13 protein-coding genes are annotated in these 15,385 nt (G+C 64.6%); all 13 read right to left on the bottom strand.

All coding sequences use genetic code 11. The annotated features are described in order from the left end of the window. Nucleotide 1: 1 nt before the first annotated feature. Entirely contained in the window at nucleotides 2–1,054 is a 1,053-nt protein-coding gene (locus tag RN01_RS03755; protein WP_011517936.1) for a branched-chain amino acid ABC transporter permease, read from the bottom strand. A gap of 171 nt (nucleotides 1,055–1,225) precedes the next feature. Next, nucleotides 1,226–2,374 carry an ABC transporter substrate-binding protein gene (locus RN01_RS03750; protein WP_008650179.1) on the bottom strand — a complete coding sequence of 383 codons (1,149 nt, stop codon included), beginning with the start codon at nucleotides 2,372–2,374 and terminating at the stop codon, nucleotides 1,226–1,228. Between the two features lie 336 nt (nucleotides 2,375–2,710). Further along, entirely contained in the window at nucleotides 2,711–3,469 is a 759-nt protein-coding gene (locus tag RN01_RS03745) for a TSUP family transporter (RefSeq protein WP_017513248.1), read from the bottom strand. A 34-nt stretch (nucleotides 3,470–3,503) separates the two neighbouring features. Then, complete coding sequence (locus RN01_RS03740) at nucleotides 3,504–3,992, bottom strand: hypothetical protein (RefSeq protein ID WP_223277295.1); 489 nt, start codon at nucleotides 3,990–3,992, stop codon at nucleotides 3,504–3,506. A 350-nt stretch (nucleotides 3,993–4,342) separates the two neighbouring features. After that, entirely contained in the window at nucleotides 4,343–5,377 is a 1,035-nt protein-coding gene (locus tag RN01_RS03735) for a branched-chain amino acid ABC transporter permease (protein ID WP_017513246.1), read from the bottom strand. Continuing rightward, nucleotides 5,377–6,261, bottom strand: coding sequence for a branched-chain amino acid ABC transporter permease (locus tag RN01_RS03730; protein ID WP_008652243.1), 885 nt, complete (start codon nucleotides 6,259–6,261; stop codon nucleotides 5,377–5,379). The genes RN01_RS03735 and RN01_RS03730 overlap by 1 nt, the downstream gene beginning before the upstream one ends. A 173-nt stretch (nucleotides 6,262–6,434) precedes the next feature. Beyond that, nucleotides 6,435–7,643, bottom strand: coding sequence for an ABC transporter substrate-binding protein (locus tag RN01_RS03725; protein ID WP_008648868.1), 1,209 nt, complete (start codon nucleotides 7,641–7,643; stop codon nucleotides 6,435–6,437). 99 nt (nucleotides 7,644–7,742) lie between these two features. Then, a complete protein-coding gene (locus RN01_RS03720) occupies nucleotides 7,743–8,468 on the bottom strand; it encodes an ABC transporter ATP-binding protein (RefSeq protein ID WP_008648867.1) in 726 nt (241 codons plus the stop codon). Between the two features lie 12 nt (nucleotides 8,469–8,480). Further along, nucleotides 8,481–9,254, bottom strand: coding sequence for an ABC transporter ATP-binding protein (locus RN01_RS03715; protein ID WP_008648866.1), 774 nt, complete (start codon nucleotides 9,252–9,254; stop codon nucleotides 8,481–8,483). A 359-nt stretch (nucleotides 9,255–9,613) separates the two neighbouring features. Beyond that, nucleotides 9,614–11,281 carry a GMC family oxidoreductase gene (locus tag RN01_RS03710; protein WP_024569224.1) on the bottom strand — a complete coding sequence of 556 codons (1,668 nt, stop codon included), beginning with the start codon at nucleotides 11,279–11,281 and terminating at the stop codon, nucleotides 9,614–9,616. A gap of 80 nt (nucleotides 11,282–11,361) precedes the next feature. After that, nucleotides 11,362–12,282 carry an alpha/beta hydrolase gene (locus tag RN01_RS03705; protein ID WP_017511486.1) on the bottom strand — a complete coding sequence of 307 codons (921 nt, stop codon included), beginning with the start codon at nucleotides 12,280–12,282 and terminating at the stop codon, nucleotides 11,362–11,364. 106 nt (nucleotides 12,283–12,388) lie between these two features. Further along, on the bottom strand, nucleotides 12,389–12,808 hold the full coding sequence (cueR, locus tag RN01_RS03700) for a Cu(I)-responsive transcriptional regulator (protein ID WP_017511487.1): 420 nt from the start codon (nucleotides 12,806–12,808) through the stop codon (nucleotides 12,389–12,391). Then, nucleotides 12,805–15,246 (bottom strand): heavy metal translocating P-type ATPase, encoded by a 2,442-nt coding sequence (locus RN01_RS03695; protein WP_024569225.1) that lies wholly within the window; start codon nucleotides 15,244–15,246, stop codon nucleotides 12,805–12,807. Before RN01_RS03695 ends, cueR begins: the two co-directional genes overlap by 4 nt. Nucleotides 15,247–15,385 lie beyond the last annotated feature (139 nt).

Genomic DNA, 15,385 nt, shown 5'->3' with positions numbered 1-15,385 from the left:
CTTACTCCTCTTCCTCGACATGCCGGCTCGTGAGCGAGCGCCACAACAGCACCGGAAGGATCAGCGTGAAGACGATCACCTCCTTGAACGCGCTGGCCCAGAACGACGAATACGATTCAAGCAGCCCCACCAGCAGCGCGCCAAGCGCGGCCACCGGATAGCTGACAAGACCGCCGACGATCGCTCCAACGAAGCCCTTGAGACCAACCAGGAATCCGGACTCGTAGTAGATCGTCGTCAGCGGCGCGATCAGGATGCCGCACAGCGCGCCCATCGCCGCAGCCAGCGTGAACGACAGGCGGCCCGCCTGCGTGGTACCGATGCCGACCAGACGCGCGCCAAGCCGGTTGACCGCCGTGGCACGCAGTGCCTTGCCCTGCAGCGTACGATCGAAATAGAACCAGAGCGCGCCAATCAGCAATGCCGACACCGCCACGACCCAGAGGCTTTGCCCCGATATGGTGAGACTGCCGACTTCGAAGCGCGCATCGGAGAACGCCGTCGTGCGCGACCCCTCCGCACCGAACATCACGAGCCCCAATCCCACCAGTGCGAAATGCACCCCAACGGATACGATCAGCAGCACCAGCGTGCTCGCCTCCGCCAAGGGCTGGTACGCGAGCCGGTACAACATCGGCCCGAGCGGAATCACAACGAGCAGCGTCAGCGCGATCTGCGCGAGCATGGGCAAGGGTTGACCACCATACTGCTGCACCACCAGATGCACGGCACCCGGAAACAGCAGGTACTTGCCCGCGAGAATCGCCAACCTCCGCGGCGCGGTACTGCGCAACTCGGGGCTGCGCATCACGGTCACGCACTCATAGAGAAATGTCAGCACGCCCATCGTGAGCAACAGCCACGTCGTCTTGGGTGCGTGGCCGGCCTGCATCGCTGCAAGCGTCAACGCGCCGTACGCAACAAACTCGCCCTGGGGGATGAAGATGACGCGCGTCACCGAGAACACCAGCACCAGCGCCAGTGCCAGCAGCGCGTAGATCGCGCCGGAGGTGATGCCGTCCTGCGCCAGAATGGCCGCAATCGATAGGTCCATTGTCTACTCGTGTCTACTCGTTGTCATGGATGAAGCAAGGCAACACGATTCCCGCTGCTGCCTCTACTGCCGTCAAACGTGGCTGCCCGGATGCGGAGGTAAAAAAAGGGCGCATGGCAAACTCCATGCGCCCTTCCGTACCACGCTTACCCCGCGCGACTTATCTCCCGCTTACTTCTGCAGCTTCCACTTGCCGTCGACGATCTGCACCATCACGCGCGCGCGCTGGTCCATGCCGAGGTGGTCGGTGGGGGTCATGTTGATGATGCCGTGCGACACCGGCAGGTTCGTGGTCTTCTCGAGCGCATCGCGCAGCGCCTTGCGGAACTCCTTCGTGCCGGGCTGACCCTTCTTGAGCGCTTCAGGAATCGCGTTCTGCAGCAGCAGGCCCGCGTCCCAGGCATGGCCACCGAACGTCGACACCTGACCGCCGAAGGCCTTCTCGTAAGCCGTCTTGTACGTCAGGGCTGGCTTCTTGACCGGATTGCTGTCAGGCAGTTGCTCGGCCACCAGCAGCGGGCCGGCAGGCAGGAACGTGCCTTCGCAGTCCTTGCCGCACACGCGCAGGAAGTCGGGGTTGGCCACACCGTGCGTCTGGTAGATCTTGCCCTTGTAGCCGCGCTCCTTGAGCGCCTTCTCCGGCAGCGCGGCCGGCGTGCCCGAACCAGCGATCAGCACCGCATCCGGATTGGCGCCCATCATCTTCAGCACCTGCCCGGTCACCGAGTTATCGGTGCGCGCAAACCGTTCGTTGGCGACCACCTTGATCTTGCGCATCTCGGCGACCTTGGCGAACTCCTGGCCCCAGCTATCGCCATAGGCATCCGCGAAGCCGATGAACGCCACCGTCTTCACGTTGTTGTTGGTCATGTGCTCGGCGATGGCGGTGGCCATGTGCGAGTCGTTCTGCGGCGTCTTGAAGATCCACGCGCGCTTGGCATCCATCGGTTCGATAATGCGCGCCGATGCGGCCATCGAGATCATCGGCGTTTCACTCTCGGCGGCAACGTCCACCATCGCCAGCGAGTTCGGCGTCACGGTGGAACCCACCACCACGTCTACCTTGTCCTCGCTGATCAGCTTGCGCGTGTTCTTGACCGCCGTGGTCGTGTCGGTGGCGTCGTCGAGCACGATGTACTCGATCTTCTTGCCCGCGATCTCCTTCGGCAGCAGCGTGAACGTATTCTTCTCGGGAATGCCGAGCGATGCGGCAGGGCCCGTGGCCGATACCGTGACTCCAACCTTCACCTGGGCGTTAGCTGCGCCGGCGAACAGGCTGGCGGCGGCAAGAGCCAGCAAGCTGGCACGCTTGAATGTCATTGCGTCTCCTTCGGTTCCAAAAACGGAAAAAGGCATCCGCCGGCTTCCGGCCGGCGGATGCCTCCAGTTTTTTGTTGCGGCCCGTTGTTCGGGCTCTCTGGCAGATGCAGCGCCGGCATCCGCGTCACTATCGGGAACGTCGAAGATCGCCCCGTTTTTTCCCGTCCTGCGCTTTTTACCCCCGGTTGCGCAGCTGCATTTCCCGACCGCGCGGTCGGGAATGCGAATTGAGTCTAACACAGCGATCTTGTAGCGAAAGCGGGATTAACCCGCAGCCGCGCGAGCGCAACAGTCGAGGGTTGTTGCTCCCCTGTTACCCCGCGCCGACCACCATGCTCAACGCAGGAACGCGTCGTAGGCCGTCTTCAGGATCAGCGCGCTCACGACGGCGATGAACACCTTGCGCACGAAGCCGCTGCCATGGCGCAGCGCAAGCTTGCTGCCCACCTGGCTGCCGGCAACGTTGGCCGCGGCCATGATCAGGCCAAGCTGCCACCAGATATGACCCTTGGATGCCAGCAGCAGCAGCGCCGCGAGATTGGTGGCCAGGTTGACCACCTTGGCCGACGCCGATGCGTGCAGGAAGTCGTAACCAAACACCCGTACGAAAACGATCATCAGGAAGCTGCCGGTGCCCGGACCGAAGGCACCGTCATAGAAGCCGATCACCGCGCCCGCGAGCAAGGCGGCCACGCGCTCACGCGTCCCCGTCAGGGTTGGCGCGTGCTCTGCACCCAGGTTCTTCTTGGCTACCGTGTAGATCAGCAGCACCAGCAACACCAGCGGCAGTGCCTTGCGTAGCGGCTCAGCCGGAATCTTGGTCAGGGTCCAGGCCCCGGCCATCGCCATCACGAATGCGGCAAGCATTGCCGGCGCCGTGGCGCCCCAGTAAATCCGCACCTTGCGCGCATAGCGTGCCGCGGCGTTGGCGGTGCCCGCCAGCGACGCCACCTTGGTGGTGCCGATCAGCGTGGCGGGCGACATATTGGGATAGGTGGAAAACAGGGCCGGTACCTGCACCAGCCCGCCGCCGCCAGCGACGGCATCGATCATTCCGGCCAGAAAGGCGGCCGCAGCCAGAAAGACAAACTCCATGGATGAACAATCAGGAAGGGTTCGGAAGCGCCTGTCAGCCCAGATACTTGGCTGTCGGTACGAGGTTGCCGCGCCAGAGGCCTTCGGCCCCCCGCACGAAGCCGGCTGGCGCGCGCGCGGCATCGGCGATCAGTCCGGGTGCCAGCATGGCGTGACGGATGCCGTGAGCCCGGCACCACTCGGCCAGCACGATGCAGCACTCGGCCAGCCAGTCGTCGGCATCGCCGGATTCCGGCGGCCACCACTCGGTCACCATTGCCACCCTCCCACCTGTGGACAAGCTGTGGACAAGCACTACGGGCAATAGCGCGCGCACCGCGTCGGTGCCTGCGATCAGGCAGATACCGTGTCCGCCCTGCTCCAGCAAGGCGTCCAGCGCCAGCCGCCGCCCGCGCGCTTCGGGCACCGCCAATGGCGCGCGCGCCATCAGCCAGGCGTCCAGGACGGGCGCGTCGGCTGCCACGCCTGGGCGTACCCAGCGCTGCGTTTCAATGGGAATCGGGGAGTCGGGATGGACGGACATGACCGGGCCTTGGAAGCTGGCCGGCATTGTCGCATGGGGCTTTGCGGGCGGTCATGCCGAAGTTGCATCACCCGCACTTCCCATCGACATGGGCGCTGGAGAAGTGACTGAAAGTTGATATTCAGGCGCCAAAAATGAAAAAGGCGTTGCTGGGGATCACCCGGCAACGCCCTTTTATCGTATTGGCTGCTGCTACCCGACACCGGGTGCGCGCCTGTCGTCTCCTCGCTTCCGCCTCCAAGTAACCTGCGAAAACCGTATATGGAATGTAACGAAGCGGTGCGTATGAAACAAGTCAGCAATAACCCTAGCCCCAAAATCGGGCATGTCGACCCGTCTTCACACCCTTGCTATTTCTTCCGGCTCGTGAGTGCGATCAGCTCGCCCATGATCCCGCGGCGGAACGTCAGCACGCAGATCACGAAGATCACGCCCGTCACCATCGTCACCGATTCGCCCAGCGAATTGAACCAGTCGAGGCCGGTCACCGAGGCCAGGAACGTGCCGATATCGCCCAGCTTGTTCTCGAGCGCCACCACCACGAACGCACCGACGATCGGGCCGGACAGTGTGCCCAGGCCGCCCACCAGCGTCATCAGGATCACCGAGCCCGACATCGACCAGTGCACGTCCGTCAGCGTCTCGAAGCCGAGCACCAGCGCCTTGATCGAGCCAGCCAGACCGGAGAGCGCTGCCGAAAGCACGAAGGCCAGCAGCTTGAAGCGGTCGACATCGTAACCCAGAGAAATGGCACGCGGCTCGTTCTCGCGGATGGCCTTCAAGATTTGGCCGAACGGCGAGTGCACCGTGCGCACGATCAGCGCGAACGCCGCCACGATGATGACCAGGGCCACGTAGTAGAGGGTCAGGTCGTCGGAGAGCGGCAGCACGCCAAGCAGCTTGCCGCGTGGAATGCCCTGCAGCCCGTCCTCACCACCCGTCATCGGCACCTGCAGGCAGAAGAAGAACAGCATCTGCGCCAGCGCCAGTGTGATCATCGAGAAGTAGATGCCCTGGCGGCGAATCGCCAGCGAACCCACCACGTAGCCGATCGCCGCGCCGCTCAGCGTGCCGAAGATCAGGCCGAGTTCGGGTGTCACGCCCCAGACCTTCATCGCGTGCCCTGCCGCATAGCCCGCGCCGCCGAAGAACGCCGCGTGGCCGAACGACAGCAGGCCCGTGAAGCCGATCAGCAGGTTGAAGGCGCACGCGAACAGCGCGAAGCACAGCACCTTGAGCACGAACACCGGGTAGGCACCGGCCAGCGGCGCCGCGATCAGGCCCAGCAACAGCAGGCCATACAACACTTTCTTCTGCACGCCCGTTCCTTCCTTGAAGCCCTTGGCCTCCACGGCCGCAGTCGTTTGTCCGGTCGATCCACTCATCACTTTTCCCTCCCGAACAGCCCTGCCGGGCGCAGCATCAGCACGATCACCATGATGAAGAACACCACGGTCGACGATGCCTCAGGGTAGAACACCTTGGTCAGGCCTTCGATCACACCGAGCCCCAGGCCCGTGATGATCGATCCCATGATCGAGCCCATGCCGCCGATCACCACCACCGCGAACACGATGATGATCAGGTTCTGGCCCATCAACGGCGACACCTGGATGACCGGTGCCGCCAGCACGCCGGCAAACGCTGCCAGCGCCACGCCGAAGCCGTAGGTCAGCGTGACCATCAGCGGCACGTTGATACCGAACGCCTCTACGATCTTGGGGTTCTCGGTGCCGGCGCGAAGGTACGCGCCGAGCTTGGTCTTCTCGATCACGAACCACGTGGCCAGACACACCACGATCGACGCGGCCACCACCCATGCGCGATAGTTCGGCAGGATCATGAATCCGAGATCGGTGGCGCCCTGCAGCGCATCGGGCGCCGAGTACGGCAGCCCCGACACCCCGTAGATCGAGCGGAACACGCCTTCGATCACCAGCGTGATGCCCAGCGTGAGCAGCAGGCCGTAGATGTGATCGAGCTTGTAGATCCAGCGCAGCATCGTCTTCTCGATGATGACGCCCAGCACGCCGACCACGAGCGGCGAGAGGATCAACATCACCCAGTAATTGAGTCCGACGTACTCCATGCCCGCCCATGCCAGCACGGCACCGAGCATGAAGAGCGCGCCGTGCGCGAAGTTGATCACGTTGAGCAGGCCGAAGATCACGGCCAGCCCAAGGCTCAGCATCGCGTAGAAGGCGCCGTTGACCAGGCCCAGCAGCAGCTGGGACAGCATGGCGGGTAGCGGTATTCCGAAAATATCCATGGCTTAGATTGCCTTCTGGGTCTCCCCTCTCCCACTAGTGGGAGAGAGGTCGGGGGAGAGCGTCTGGCGGACCAAATTGCCGCCCTCGCATACTGATGCGCTGACCCTCTCCCCCTGCCCCTCACCCGCACGCGGGAGAGGGGAGCAAACCAACTCGGGTTCGCCTGCTTCGCTTACTTCTTCAACAGCGCGCACTTCGACTCGGCCGGCGTCGTGAACGCCTGGTCGCCCGGGATCGTCGTCACGATCTTCAGATAGTCCCACGGCTTCTTCGAATCGGCCGGCGCCTTCACCTGCATCAGGTACATGTCGTGGATGTTGCGGCCATCGGCACGGATGTAGCTCTTGTTGTAGAAGTCGCTGATCTTCATCTTCTTCAGCTCGGCCATGACCTTGTCCGGATCATCGGTCTTGGCGGCTTCCACGGCCTTCAGGTACGTGCTGATCGCGGAGTAGTCGGCTGCCTGCAGGCTGCTCGGCATCTTCTTCATCTTGCCGAAGAAGCGGTTCGCGAACTTGCGCGTGTCGTCGTTCATGTCCCAGTACCAGCTGTCGGTCATCAGCAGGCCTTCGGTGTTCTTCAGACCCAGCGAGTGAATGTCGTTGATGAACATCAGCAGGCCGGCGATCTTCATGTTCTTCGTGATACCGAATTCCTTGGCCGCCTTGATCGAGTTGATCGTGTCGCCACCGGCGTTGGCCAGGCCCAGGATGTCAGCCTTCGACGCCTGCGCCTGCAGCAGGAACGACGAGAAGTCCGATGCCGACAGCGGGTGGCGCACCGAACCCACCACCGTGCCGCCGTTGGCCTTCACCACGGCTGCCGTGTCGTTCTCGAGCGAATGGCCGAATGCGTAGTCGGCAGTCAGGAAGAACCACTTCTTGCCGCCCTGCTTGACCACCGCGCTGCCGGTGCCCTTGGCCAGCGCCACCGTGTCATAGGCGTAGTGCACCGTGTACGGCGAGCACTCTTCGTTCGTCAGTCGGGCAGTGCCCGCGCCCACGTTGAAGTAGACGCGCTTCTTCTCCTGCGCCACCTTGTTCATGGCCAGGCCGGTAGCCGAGTTGGTGCCGCCCAGCAGCATGTCCAGACCCTGCTGGTCCATCCACTCGCGCGCCTTCGAGGCGGCGATGTCGGCCTTGTTCTGGTGGTCGGCCGAAACCAGTTCGATCGGCTTGCCCAGCACCTTGCCACCGTGATCCTCGATGGCCATCTTCACCGCTTCCAGGCCGCCCGGGCCATCGATGTCGGCGTACAGGCCCGACATGTCGGTGATGTAGCCGATCTTTACCGTGTCACCCGAAACCTGCGCCGAAGCGCCGCCTGCAAACGCACCAAGGACAGTCGCCGCCACTGCGACGGCCAGTCGAGTCATCTTCATTTGTTGTCTCCTGAGTTGCGGCAGCGCAGTCACGCCGCCCGTTCCTGCCACCAATGCGAGTTAAATGCGACCACGGCACCGCAGGCGCGGCGCCGTCGATCAGACCCCAAGCAGTTCGTTGAGCACGGGCATCTTGGCCTGCAGCTCGTTCGCGGCGAAGCGTTCGACGATCGCGCCGTGCTCCATCACGTAGAAGCGGTCAGCCAGCGGCGCGGCGAAGCGGAAGTTCTGCTCCACCATCACCACCGTGTAGCCCTTCTTCTTGAGCATCAGGATCATGCGGGCCAGCGCCTGCACGATGACCGGCGCCAGGCCTTCGGAAATCTCGTCGAGCAGCAGCAGGTTCGCGCCAGTGCGCAAGATGCGGCCCACCGCCAACATCTGCTGCTCGCCGCCCGAGAGGCGCGTGCCCTGGCTCTGGCGCCGCTCCTTGAGGTTCGGGAACATCTCGTAGATCTCGGCCTCGCTCATGCCCTTGCCTGCGTTGGCGCCCTTGAGCATCGGCGGCAGCAGCAGGTTTTCCTCGCACGACAGGCTCGAGAAGATCGCCCGCTCTTCCGGGCAGTAGCCGATACCGAAGTGCGCGATCTTGTGCGTGGGCAGGCCGATCGTCTCGTGTCCGTTGACCTTGATCGATCCCTTGCGCGCGCCGGTCAGGCCCATGATCGCGCGCATGGTCGTGGTGCGGCCGGCGCCGTTACGGCCCAGCAGCGTGACCACTTCGCCGCGGTTCACGGTCAGGTCCACGCCATGCAGGATGTGCGACTCGCCGTACCAGGCGTGCAGGTCCTTGATCTCTAGCGCGGGAGTGTTGTCGTTCGCCATGGTCCGTCTCCCTTAGTGCGCGCCCTGCAGCTCGGCGTCAGCCGTGCCCATGTACGCTTCCATCACGCGCGGGTCCTTCGACACCTCCGCGTACGGGCCTTCGGCCAGGATCGCGCCGCGCTGCAACACCGTGATCTTGTCGGCGATCGACGACACCACGCTCATGTTGTGCTCGACCATCAGGATCGTGCGGCCGGCGGAGACTTTCTTGATCAACTGCGTCACGCGGTCCACGTCCTCATGGCCCATGCCCTGCGTGGGCTCGTCGAGCAGCATCAGCTCCGGCTCCATCGCCAGCGTGGTGGCGATCTCCAGCGCGCGCTTGCGGCCATAAGGAAGATTGACGGTGACGGTCTCGGCGTACTCGGTCAGGCCCACCTGATCGAGCAGCTCCATCGCGCGCCCGTTGAGCACGTCGAGCGAACGCTCGCTACGCCAGAACTGGAACGCGGTGCCAAGCTGGCGCTGCAGGCCGATGCGCACGTTCTCGCGCACGGTGAGGTGCGGGAACACGGCCGAAATCTGGAACGAGCGGATCACGCCCCGGCGTGCGATCTGCGCGGGCTTCTCGCGCGTGATGTCGATGCCGTTGAACAGGATCGTGCCGGTCGTCGGCTCCAGGAATTTCGTGAGCAGATTGAAGCAGGTGGTCTTGCCCGCGCCATTCGGTCCGATCAATGCGTGAATCGAACCGCGCCGCACCCGCAGATTGACGTCGCTTACCGCAGTGAACCCTTTGAATTCCTTCGTCAGGTTCTTCGTTTCCAGGATGGTTTCCTGAGTCATAGTCTCCTGCCCGCCCTCTTGCTGCGATGCCGGATTTTGGCCGGCAACTGACAATGGTTCGAACTCCGGCGCTGTGTCGCCATGGTTGCCGCTTTGTAGGTGTGATTCGGCGCGGCTGCCGGACTGGCGCGGTGGCGCAGCACCAAGTGGAGTCTGCGGCACCGATATGCCGGCGACTATTGTGTGCGCCTGCTGCGTCGCAAAACATCGGGGTTTGCACTAGGCGTAATACATGCACGATATGTCACCCACGCGACAGACGTGCGAGCGCGTACCGACGTCTGCGAGAGACGTCGAAACTGCGTGAAAATGATGTAATCAGCAGGTCTTCATGCGGTGCGTGTCGCACCGCATGCTGACTATGCAGTGACTGCTGGTGACGGCGCCGTGACGATGTCCGGATTACCAGCGCTTGCCTTGCGATCCGCGCGGATCATATCGCTGGCGCGCTCGGCAATCATGATCGTCGGCGAGTTCGTATTGCCGGACGTGATCAACGGCATCACCGACGCATCGACAACGCGCAGACCACTGATGCCCCGCACGCGAAGGCGGTTGTCGACGACGGCGTCGGCATCTTCCGCGCCACCCATGCGGCAAGTGCCGACGGGATGGAAGATTGTCGTGCCGATCGCGCCAGCAGCTTCCGCCAGTTCCTCGTCGGTCTGGAATGTCGCGCCGGGCAGATACTCCTGCGGCTTGTAGCGCGCCAATGCCGGCGATGACACGATGCGCCGCGTCAGGCGGATCGAATCCGCGGCGACCTTGCGGTCTTCCTCAGTGGACAGATAGTTCGGCGCGATCAATGGCGCGCGACGGAAATCGGCGTCTTCTATATGCACGCTGCCGCGCGACGTGGGGCGCAGATTGCAGGCGCTCGCCGTGAAGGCATTGAAGCTGTGCAATGGATCGCCGAACTTGTCCAGCGACAGCGGCTGCACGTGGTATTCGATATTGGCGCGAGGCTGCTCCGGATCGCTGCGCGCGAACGCGCCGAGTTGCGACGGCGCCATGCTCATCGGCCCGCTCTGGTTGAAGGCGTATTGCAGGCCGATGCCAAGCTTGCCCCACCAATGCGCCGCCTGCGTGTTGAGCGTGCGCACGCCCTGGACCTTGACCACCGAACGCAACTGCAGGTGATCCTGCAGATTCTCGCCCACACCGCGCAGCGCGTGGCGCACGCGGATGCCAAGCGCCTGCAGCCGGTCTGGCTGGCCGATGCCCGCGAGCTCCAGCAACTGCGGCGAGCCAATCGCGCCGGCAGCAAGTATCACCTCCTGCTTCGCGCGCGCCTCGTGGGGTTGGCCACCGCCCAGGTATTGCACGCCGGTGCAGCGCAGGCCGTCCGGGCTATCGAACGTCAAGGCGCTGACCTGCGCGCCGGTGACGATGGTCAGGTTGGGCCGTTCCGCCGCACGGCGCAGGAACGCCTTCGACGTATTCCATCGAATGCCGCGACGCTGGTTGACCTCGAAATAGCCCACGCCGAAGTTGTCGCCGCGATTGAAATCGTCGGTACGGGGAATGCCAGCCTGCTCGGCGGCCTCGATGAAGCACTCGAGGATTTCCCAGCGCAGCCGCTGCGCTTCCACGCGCCATTCGCCGCCGGCCCCGTGGAACTCGTTGGCGCCACGGTGATGGTCCTCGCTGCGTTTGAAGAACGGCAGCACGTTGTCCCAGCGCCAGCCGTCATCGCCAGTGATGCGTGCCCAGTCGTCGTAGTCCTCGCGTTGGCCACGCATGTAGATCATGCCGTTGATCGACGATGACCCGCCCAGCACGCGGCCACGCGGATAGCCGAGCGAGCGGCCGTTCAGGCCGGCTTCGGCCACGGTGCGATAGAGCCAGTCGGTGCGCGGATTGCCGATGCAATAGAGATAGCCGACCGGAATATGAATCCAGTGATAGTCGTCCTTGCCGCCCGCTTCGAGCAGCAGCACGTTGACATCGCTGTCCTGCGTCAGCCGGTTGGCCAGCACACAACCCGCCGAACCCGCACCCACGATGATGTAGTCGAACGTCTCCATTTCCCTGCGATCCTATTCAGACACCGGCAGTTACTGCTGGAATGCCCGAAATCATCGCACGACTCGGGGTGCTTCCGCCGTCAGTGCTTTGCCGGAGTCTCCAGGCGCTGCCGCAGCCAGCCGGTCAGTGCCGCAAACACCTCGCCGCGCAACGGCTCGGCTTCATTGAATATCTCGTGATAGCCAGTGTCGAACCAGACCATCTCGCGCAGATCCTCTGGCGCGCTCTCGAAGAAGATGCGGCTGCCCTCCGGATCGACGATGCGGTCCGCGCCACCCACGAGCATCAGCATGGGCGCTTCCAGCCGCGGCGCATCAGCCAGGGCCTGCGGCATTCCCCGGATGAATGTCTCCAGCACGCTGGCGCTGATCGTCCCCTGCACCAGCGGATCGGTGCGATATGCGCGCCCCACTTCGACATCGTGGGACAACAGCCGGGCATCAATTGGATTCGGCACACGAATACGCGGCATCAAAGCAAGCAACACTCGATGCATCGTAAGCATAGAATTGGACAGACGAAGCGCCAGCGCGGGCGACGACAGCACCAGCGCGCGGATCGGCCGCACGCGCGCGGTGGCAAAGCGCGCAGCAATGAGTCCGCCCATGCTGTGCCCGAGCACGATCGGCAATTCGTTCCATTGCCGCATTGCACCATCGTAGATTTCGGCCAGATCGTCGAGATAGCTGTCCGGCGTGGGCGCCACCATGCGTGGCCCGCCACTCGCGCCGTGGCCGCGATGGTCGTAGGCCCGCACGCGCAGGCCGAGCGCGCAGAGCGCGGCAGCAACGTGGCCATAGCGCCCGCTATGCTCGGCCAGCCCATGTACCAGCAGCACCGTGCCAAGCGGCTCGGCAAAGCGTTGGGAATCGGGCAGCCAGGTGCGCAGCAGCAACTCGGTGCCATCGCGCATTCGTTGGCGTGTCTCGGTGGGTACGGCTCCGGTTACGGCGGATTCGCGCGCGCCTGGCAGGCCAGCGGCGGTCACAGGTTCATTCATCCCACACGTCTCCTCGTCGGGTACGCCTGCTTGTTGTTAGTGATCTGGATCTGGATCCTTCAGTACCGCTGACGCCTGCGCTCCCCCGGCCCCGGGCCGCCAGCACTCAGTGATGGCAGGCCGGGCGATCCTCGCCGTCGGCACGGGCCATGTCCGACAGGATCGGGCAGTCGGGCCGGTCATCGCCTGTGCACGCTTCGGCCAGCGACCGCAGTGTGTCGCGCATCGCAGCGAGTTCGGCGATGCGGACTTCCAGGTCGGCCACGTGCTTGAGCGTCAGCGCCTTCACATCCGCGCTGGCGCGCGCCCGGTCATGCCAGAGCGACAACAGACCGCGAATCTCGTCGAGCGAGAATCCGAGATTACGGGCCCGCCGCACGAAGCGCAAGGTGTGCACCGCGCGTTCGTCATACCGCCGATACCCACCCTCGCTGCGCGGCGGCGCATCGACCAGTCCGATCGACTCGTAGTGACGAATCATCTTGGCGGAAACGCCCGAGGCTTCCGCGGCTTCTCCGATGTTCATTGCGTTACCTCCTTGTGGCCACTGCCTGCGAGCGGATGCCAGCGGCGCAGCAGCAGTGCGTTGCTGACCACGCTGACACTTGAAAATGCCATGGCGGCGCCCGCCACGACCGGATTGAGCAGACCGGCCGCCGCGAGCGGAATGCCGATCACGTTGTAGATGAAGGCCCAGAACAGGTTCTGGCGGATCTTGCGCACCGTGCGATGCGACACGGCCAGCGCATCGGCAACCAGCGCCGGGTCGCCCCGCATCAGCGTGATGCCGGCCGCGTGCATCGCCACGTCCGTGCCGGTGGACATGGCGATGCCAACATCGGCCGCCGCCAGCGCGGGGGCATCGTTGATGCCGTCGCCCACCATCGCCACCACGGCTTCGCCACCGCGCTTGAGCGCGACGACACGCGCGGCCTTGTCTTCCGGCATCACCTCGGCCTGCACTTCGTCGAGCCCCAGTTGCTTGCCCACACGCGCCGCGGCGCCTGCGTTGTCGCCCGTCAGCATCACCGTGTGGATGCCGGCCTCACGCAGGCGTGCGATCGCGGCAGCGGCGCCCGGCTTGATCGCGTCGCCGAATGCCACCAGCCCCAGCACGCGGCGCTGGTCTGTATCGATCAGCCAGGAGACGGTGCGGCCTTCGCCACGCAGCCGCTCGGCATCGTTCTGCAGCGACCCCGCATCGGCCTGCAACGAGGCACGCAGGCCATCGCTGCCGAGTTGCAGTGCCTGCCATGCAACGATGCCAGCGATACCGCGTCCTGGCAACGCGCGCACGTCAGTGGCCGCTGGCACGGTGATGCCACGTTCCGTGGCAAGCGTCGTCACCGCGCGCGCCAGCGGATGCTCGCTGCCGGCCTGGAGTGCAGCCAGCTTCGCCAGCAATGCGGGCTCGTCGCCATCGGCGGCGTGCAGCGCCACCACCTCGGGCTTGCCCACGGTCAGCGTCCCGGTCTTGTCGAAAGCTACTACCGATACGCGATGCGCCACCTCGAGCGCCTCCGCGTCCTTGATCAGGATGCCCGCGCGGGCGCCCGCGCCAGTGCCCGCCATGATCGCGGTCGGCGTGGCCAGACCCAGCGCGCACGGGCAGGCGATCACGAGCACCGCCACGGCGTTGAGCAATGCGGTGGTCCAATCGCCCATGACCAGGCCCCAGCCAAGCAGTGTCGCCAGCGCGATGACCAGCACGATTGGTACGAATACCGCGCTGACCTGGTCAACCATGCGCTGAATCGGCGCCTTCGCGGCCTGGGCATGTTCGACCATGCGGATGATCTTCGCCAGTACGGTCTCGGCGCCGACGGCCGCCGTGCGTGCCACGAGCAACCCGTCATAGTTGATCGAGCCACCGGTCAACCTGTCGCCGGGCTGCTTGGGCACGGGTACCGATTCCCCGGTCAACATCGATTCGTCGGCATGGCTGCTGCCTTCCACGACATCGGCGTCTACCGGAATCCGCTCGCCGGGACGCACCACGATCTCATCGCCAACACGCACGCTGGCCAGCGGCACGGTCTGCTCCACGCCGTTGCGGCGTACCTGTGCGGTATCGGGGCGCAAGGCAGCCAGCGCGCGGATCGCGTCGGCCGTCTGGCGCTTGGCCCGTGTCTCGAGCCATTTGCCCAGCCGCACCAGCGTGATCACCACGGCCGCGCTTTCGAAGTAGAGATGTGGCATGGCATCGCCAGCCTCGGCCATCTGCCAGATCGACAGAAAGTACGCCGCCGAGGTGCCGAGCGCGACCAGCAGGTCCATATTGCCGGCACCGGCGCGCACCGCCTTCCAGCCCGCCTTGTAGAAGCGCCAGCCGAACACGAACTGCACCGGCGTGGCCAGCGCCCATTGCACCCAGCCCGGCAGCATCGCGTGGATGCCGAACCATTCGAGCACCATCGGCATCACCAGCGGCAACGACAGCGCTGCCGAGATCACCACCGGCCACGGGCCGGCCCAGAAACCGGGACCGGCCTCGGCCGTACCCACCGCTGCGGCAGCGGCTTCGACCACCGGCGTGGCACCGTACCCGGCGCGCTCCACGGCGGCGGCCAGCGTCTCCACATCGGCCGCGCCGCGCAGCACGGTGACCGTGGCACGCTCAGTGGCCAGGTTCACCTGCGCGTCCACCACGCCCGGCACGGCGCGCAACGCACGCTCGACACGGCCCACGCATGACGCGCAGGTCATATCGGCGATATTGAGTTCGATCTCGGCACGCGGCACGTCATAGCCGGCATCGGCCACGGCCTTGGCAGCCGCGTTCAGCACTTCGGGGCTATCGGCCTGCAGCGTGGCCTGCTCGGTGGCCAGATTGACCGCGACGTCATGCACGCCAGGCACCTTGGCCAGCGCCGTTTCCACGCGGCGCACGCACGAAGCACACGTCATACCCTCAACAGGTAGACGCCATTCGGATGGTTGGAGAGATGCGGCAGGATGGGTCATCGGAGTCGTGGAATCTGAGCGACGGAGCGCGACAACTGCACTGTGAACCTTACCACCATTGGAAGGTCAAGGATTTGTTGAGCCGCACGCGACACTTGCGCTTCCCATGGTGGGAAGGTTCACACTTCAACCTGTCGTC

The sequence above is a fragment of the Cupriavidus sp. SHE genome, from assembly GCF_000812445.1.
Taxonomy (GTDB): Bacteria; Pseudomonadota; Gammaproteobacteria; order Burkholderiales; family Burkholderiaceae; genus Cupriavidus; species Cupriavidus metallidurans.
Note: the sequence above shows the minus strand (reverse complement) of the source record. Positions and strands in the feature narration are given on the sequence as shown.

Bases quoted from the DNA above. Each gene is read 5' to 3' on its own strand.
- RN01_RS03715 (WP_008648866.1), bottom strand. From the start codon at position 9,254: ATGACTCAGGAAACCATCCTGGAAACGAAGAACCTGACGAAGGAATTC.
- RN01_RS03755 (WP_011517936.1), bottom strand. From the start codon at position 1,054: ATGGACCTATCGATTGCGGCCATTCTGGCGCAGGACGGCATCACCTCC.
- RN01_RS03725 (WP_008648868.1), bottom strand. From the start codon at position 7,643: ATGAAGATGACTCGACTGGCCGTCGCAGTGGCGGCGACTGTCCTTGGT.
- RN01_RS03750 (WP_008650179.1), bottom strand. From the start codon at position 2,374: ATGACATTCAAGCGTGCCAGCTTGCTGGCTCTTGCCGCCGCCAGCCTG.
- RN01_RS03720 (WP_008648867.1), bottom strand. From the start codon at position 8,468: ATGGCGAACGACAACACTCCCGCGCTAGAGATCAAGGACCTGCACGCC.
- RN01_RS03740 (WP_223277295.1), bottom strand. From the start codon at position 3,992: ATGTCCGTCCATCCCGACTCCCCGATTCCCATTGAAACGCAGCGCTGG.
- RN01_RS03745 (WP_017513248.1), bottom strand. From the start codon at position 3,469: ATGGAGTTTGTCTTTCTGGCTGCGGCCGCCTTTCTGGCCGGAATGATC.
- RN01_RS03735 (WP_017513246.1), bottom strand. From the start codon at position 5,377: ATGAGTGGATCGACCGGACAAACGACTGCGGCCGTGGAGGCCAAGGGC.
- RN01_RS03705 (WP_017511486.1), bottom strand. From the start codon at position 12,282: ATGAATGAACCTGTGACCGCCGCTGGCCTGCCAGGCGCGCGCGAATCC.
- RN01_RS03730 (WP_008652243.1), bottom strand. From the start codon at position 6,261: ATGGATATTTTCGGAATACCGCTACCCGCCATGCTGTCCCAGCTGCTG.
- cueR (WP_017511487.1), bottom strand. From the start codon at position 12,808: ATGAACATCGGAGAAGCCGCGGAAGCCTCGGGCGTTTCCGCCAAGATG.
- RN01_RS03695 (WP_024569225.1), bottom strand. From the start codon at position 15,246: ATGACCCATCCTGCCGCATCTCTCCAACCATCCGAATGGCGTCTACCT.
- RN01_RS03710 (WP_024569224.1), bottom strand. From the start codon at position 11,281: ATGGAGACGTTCGACTACATCATCGTGGGTGCGGGTTCGGCGGGTTGT.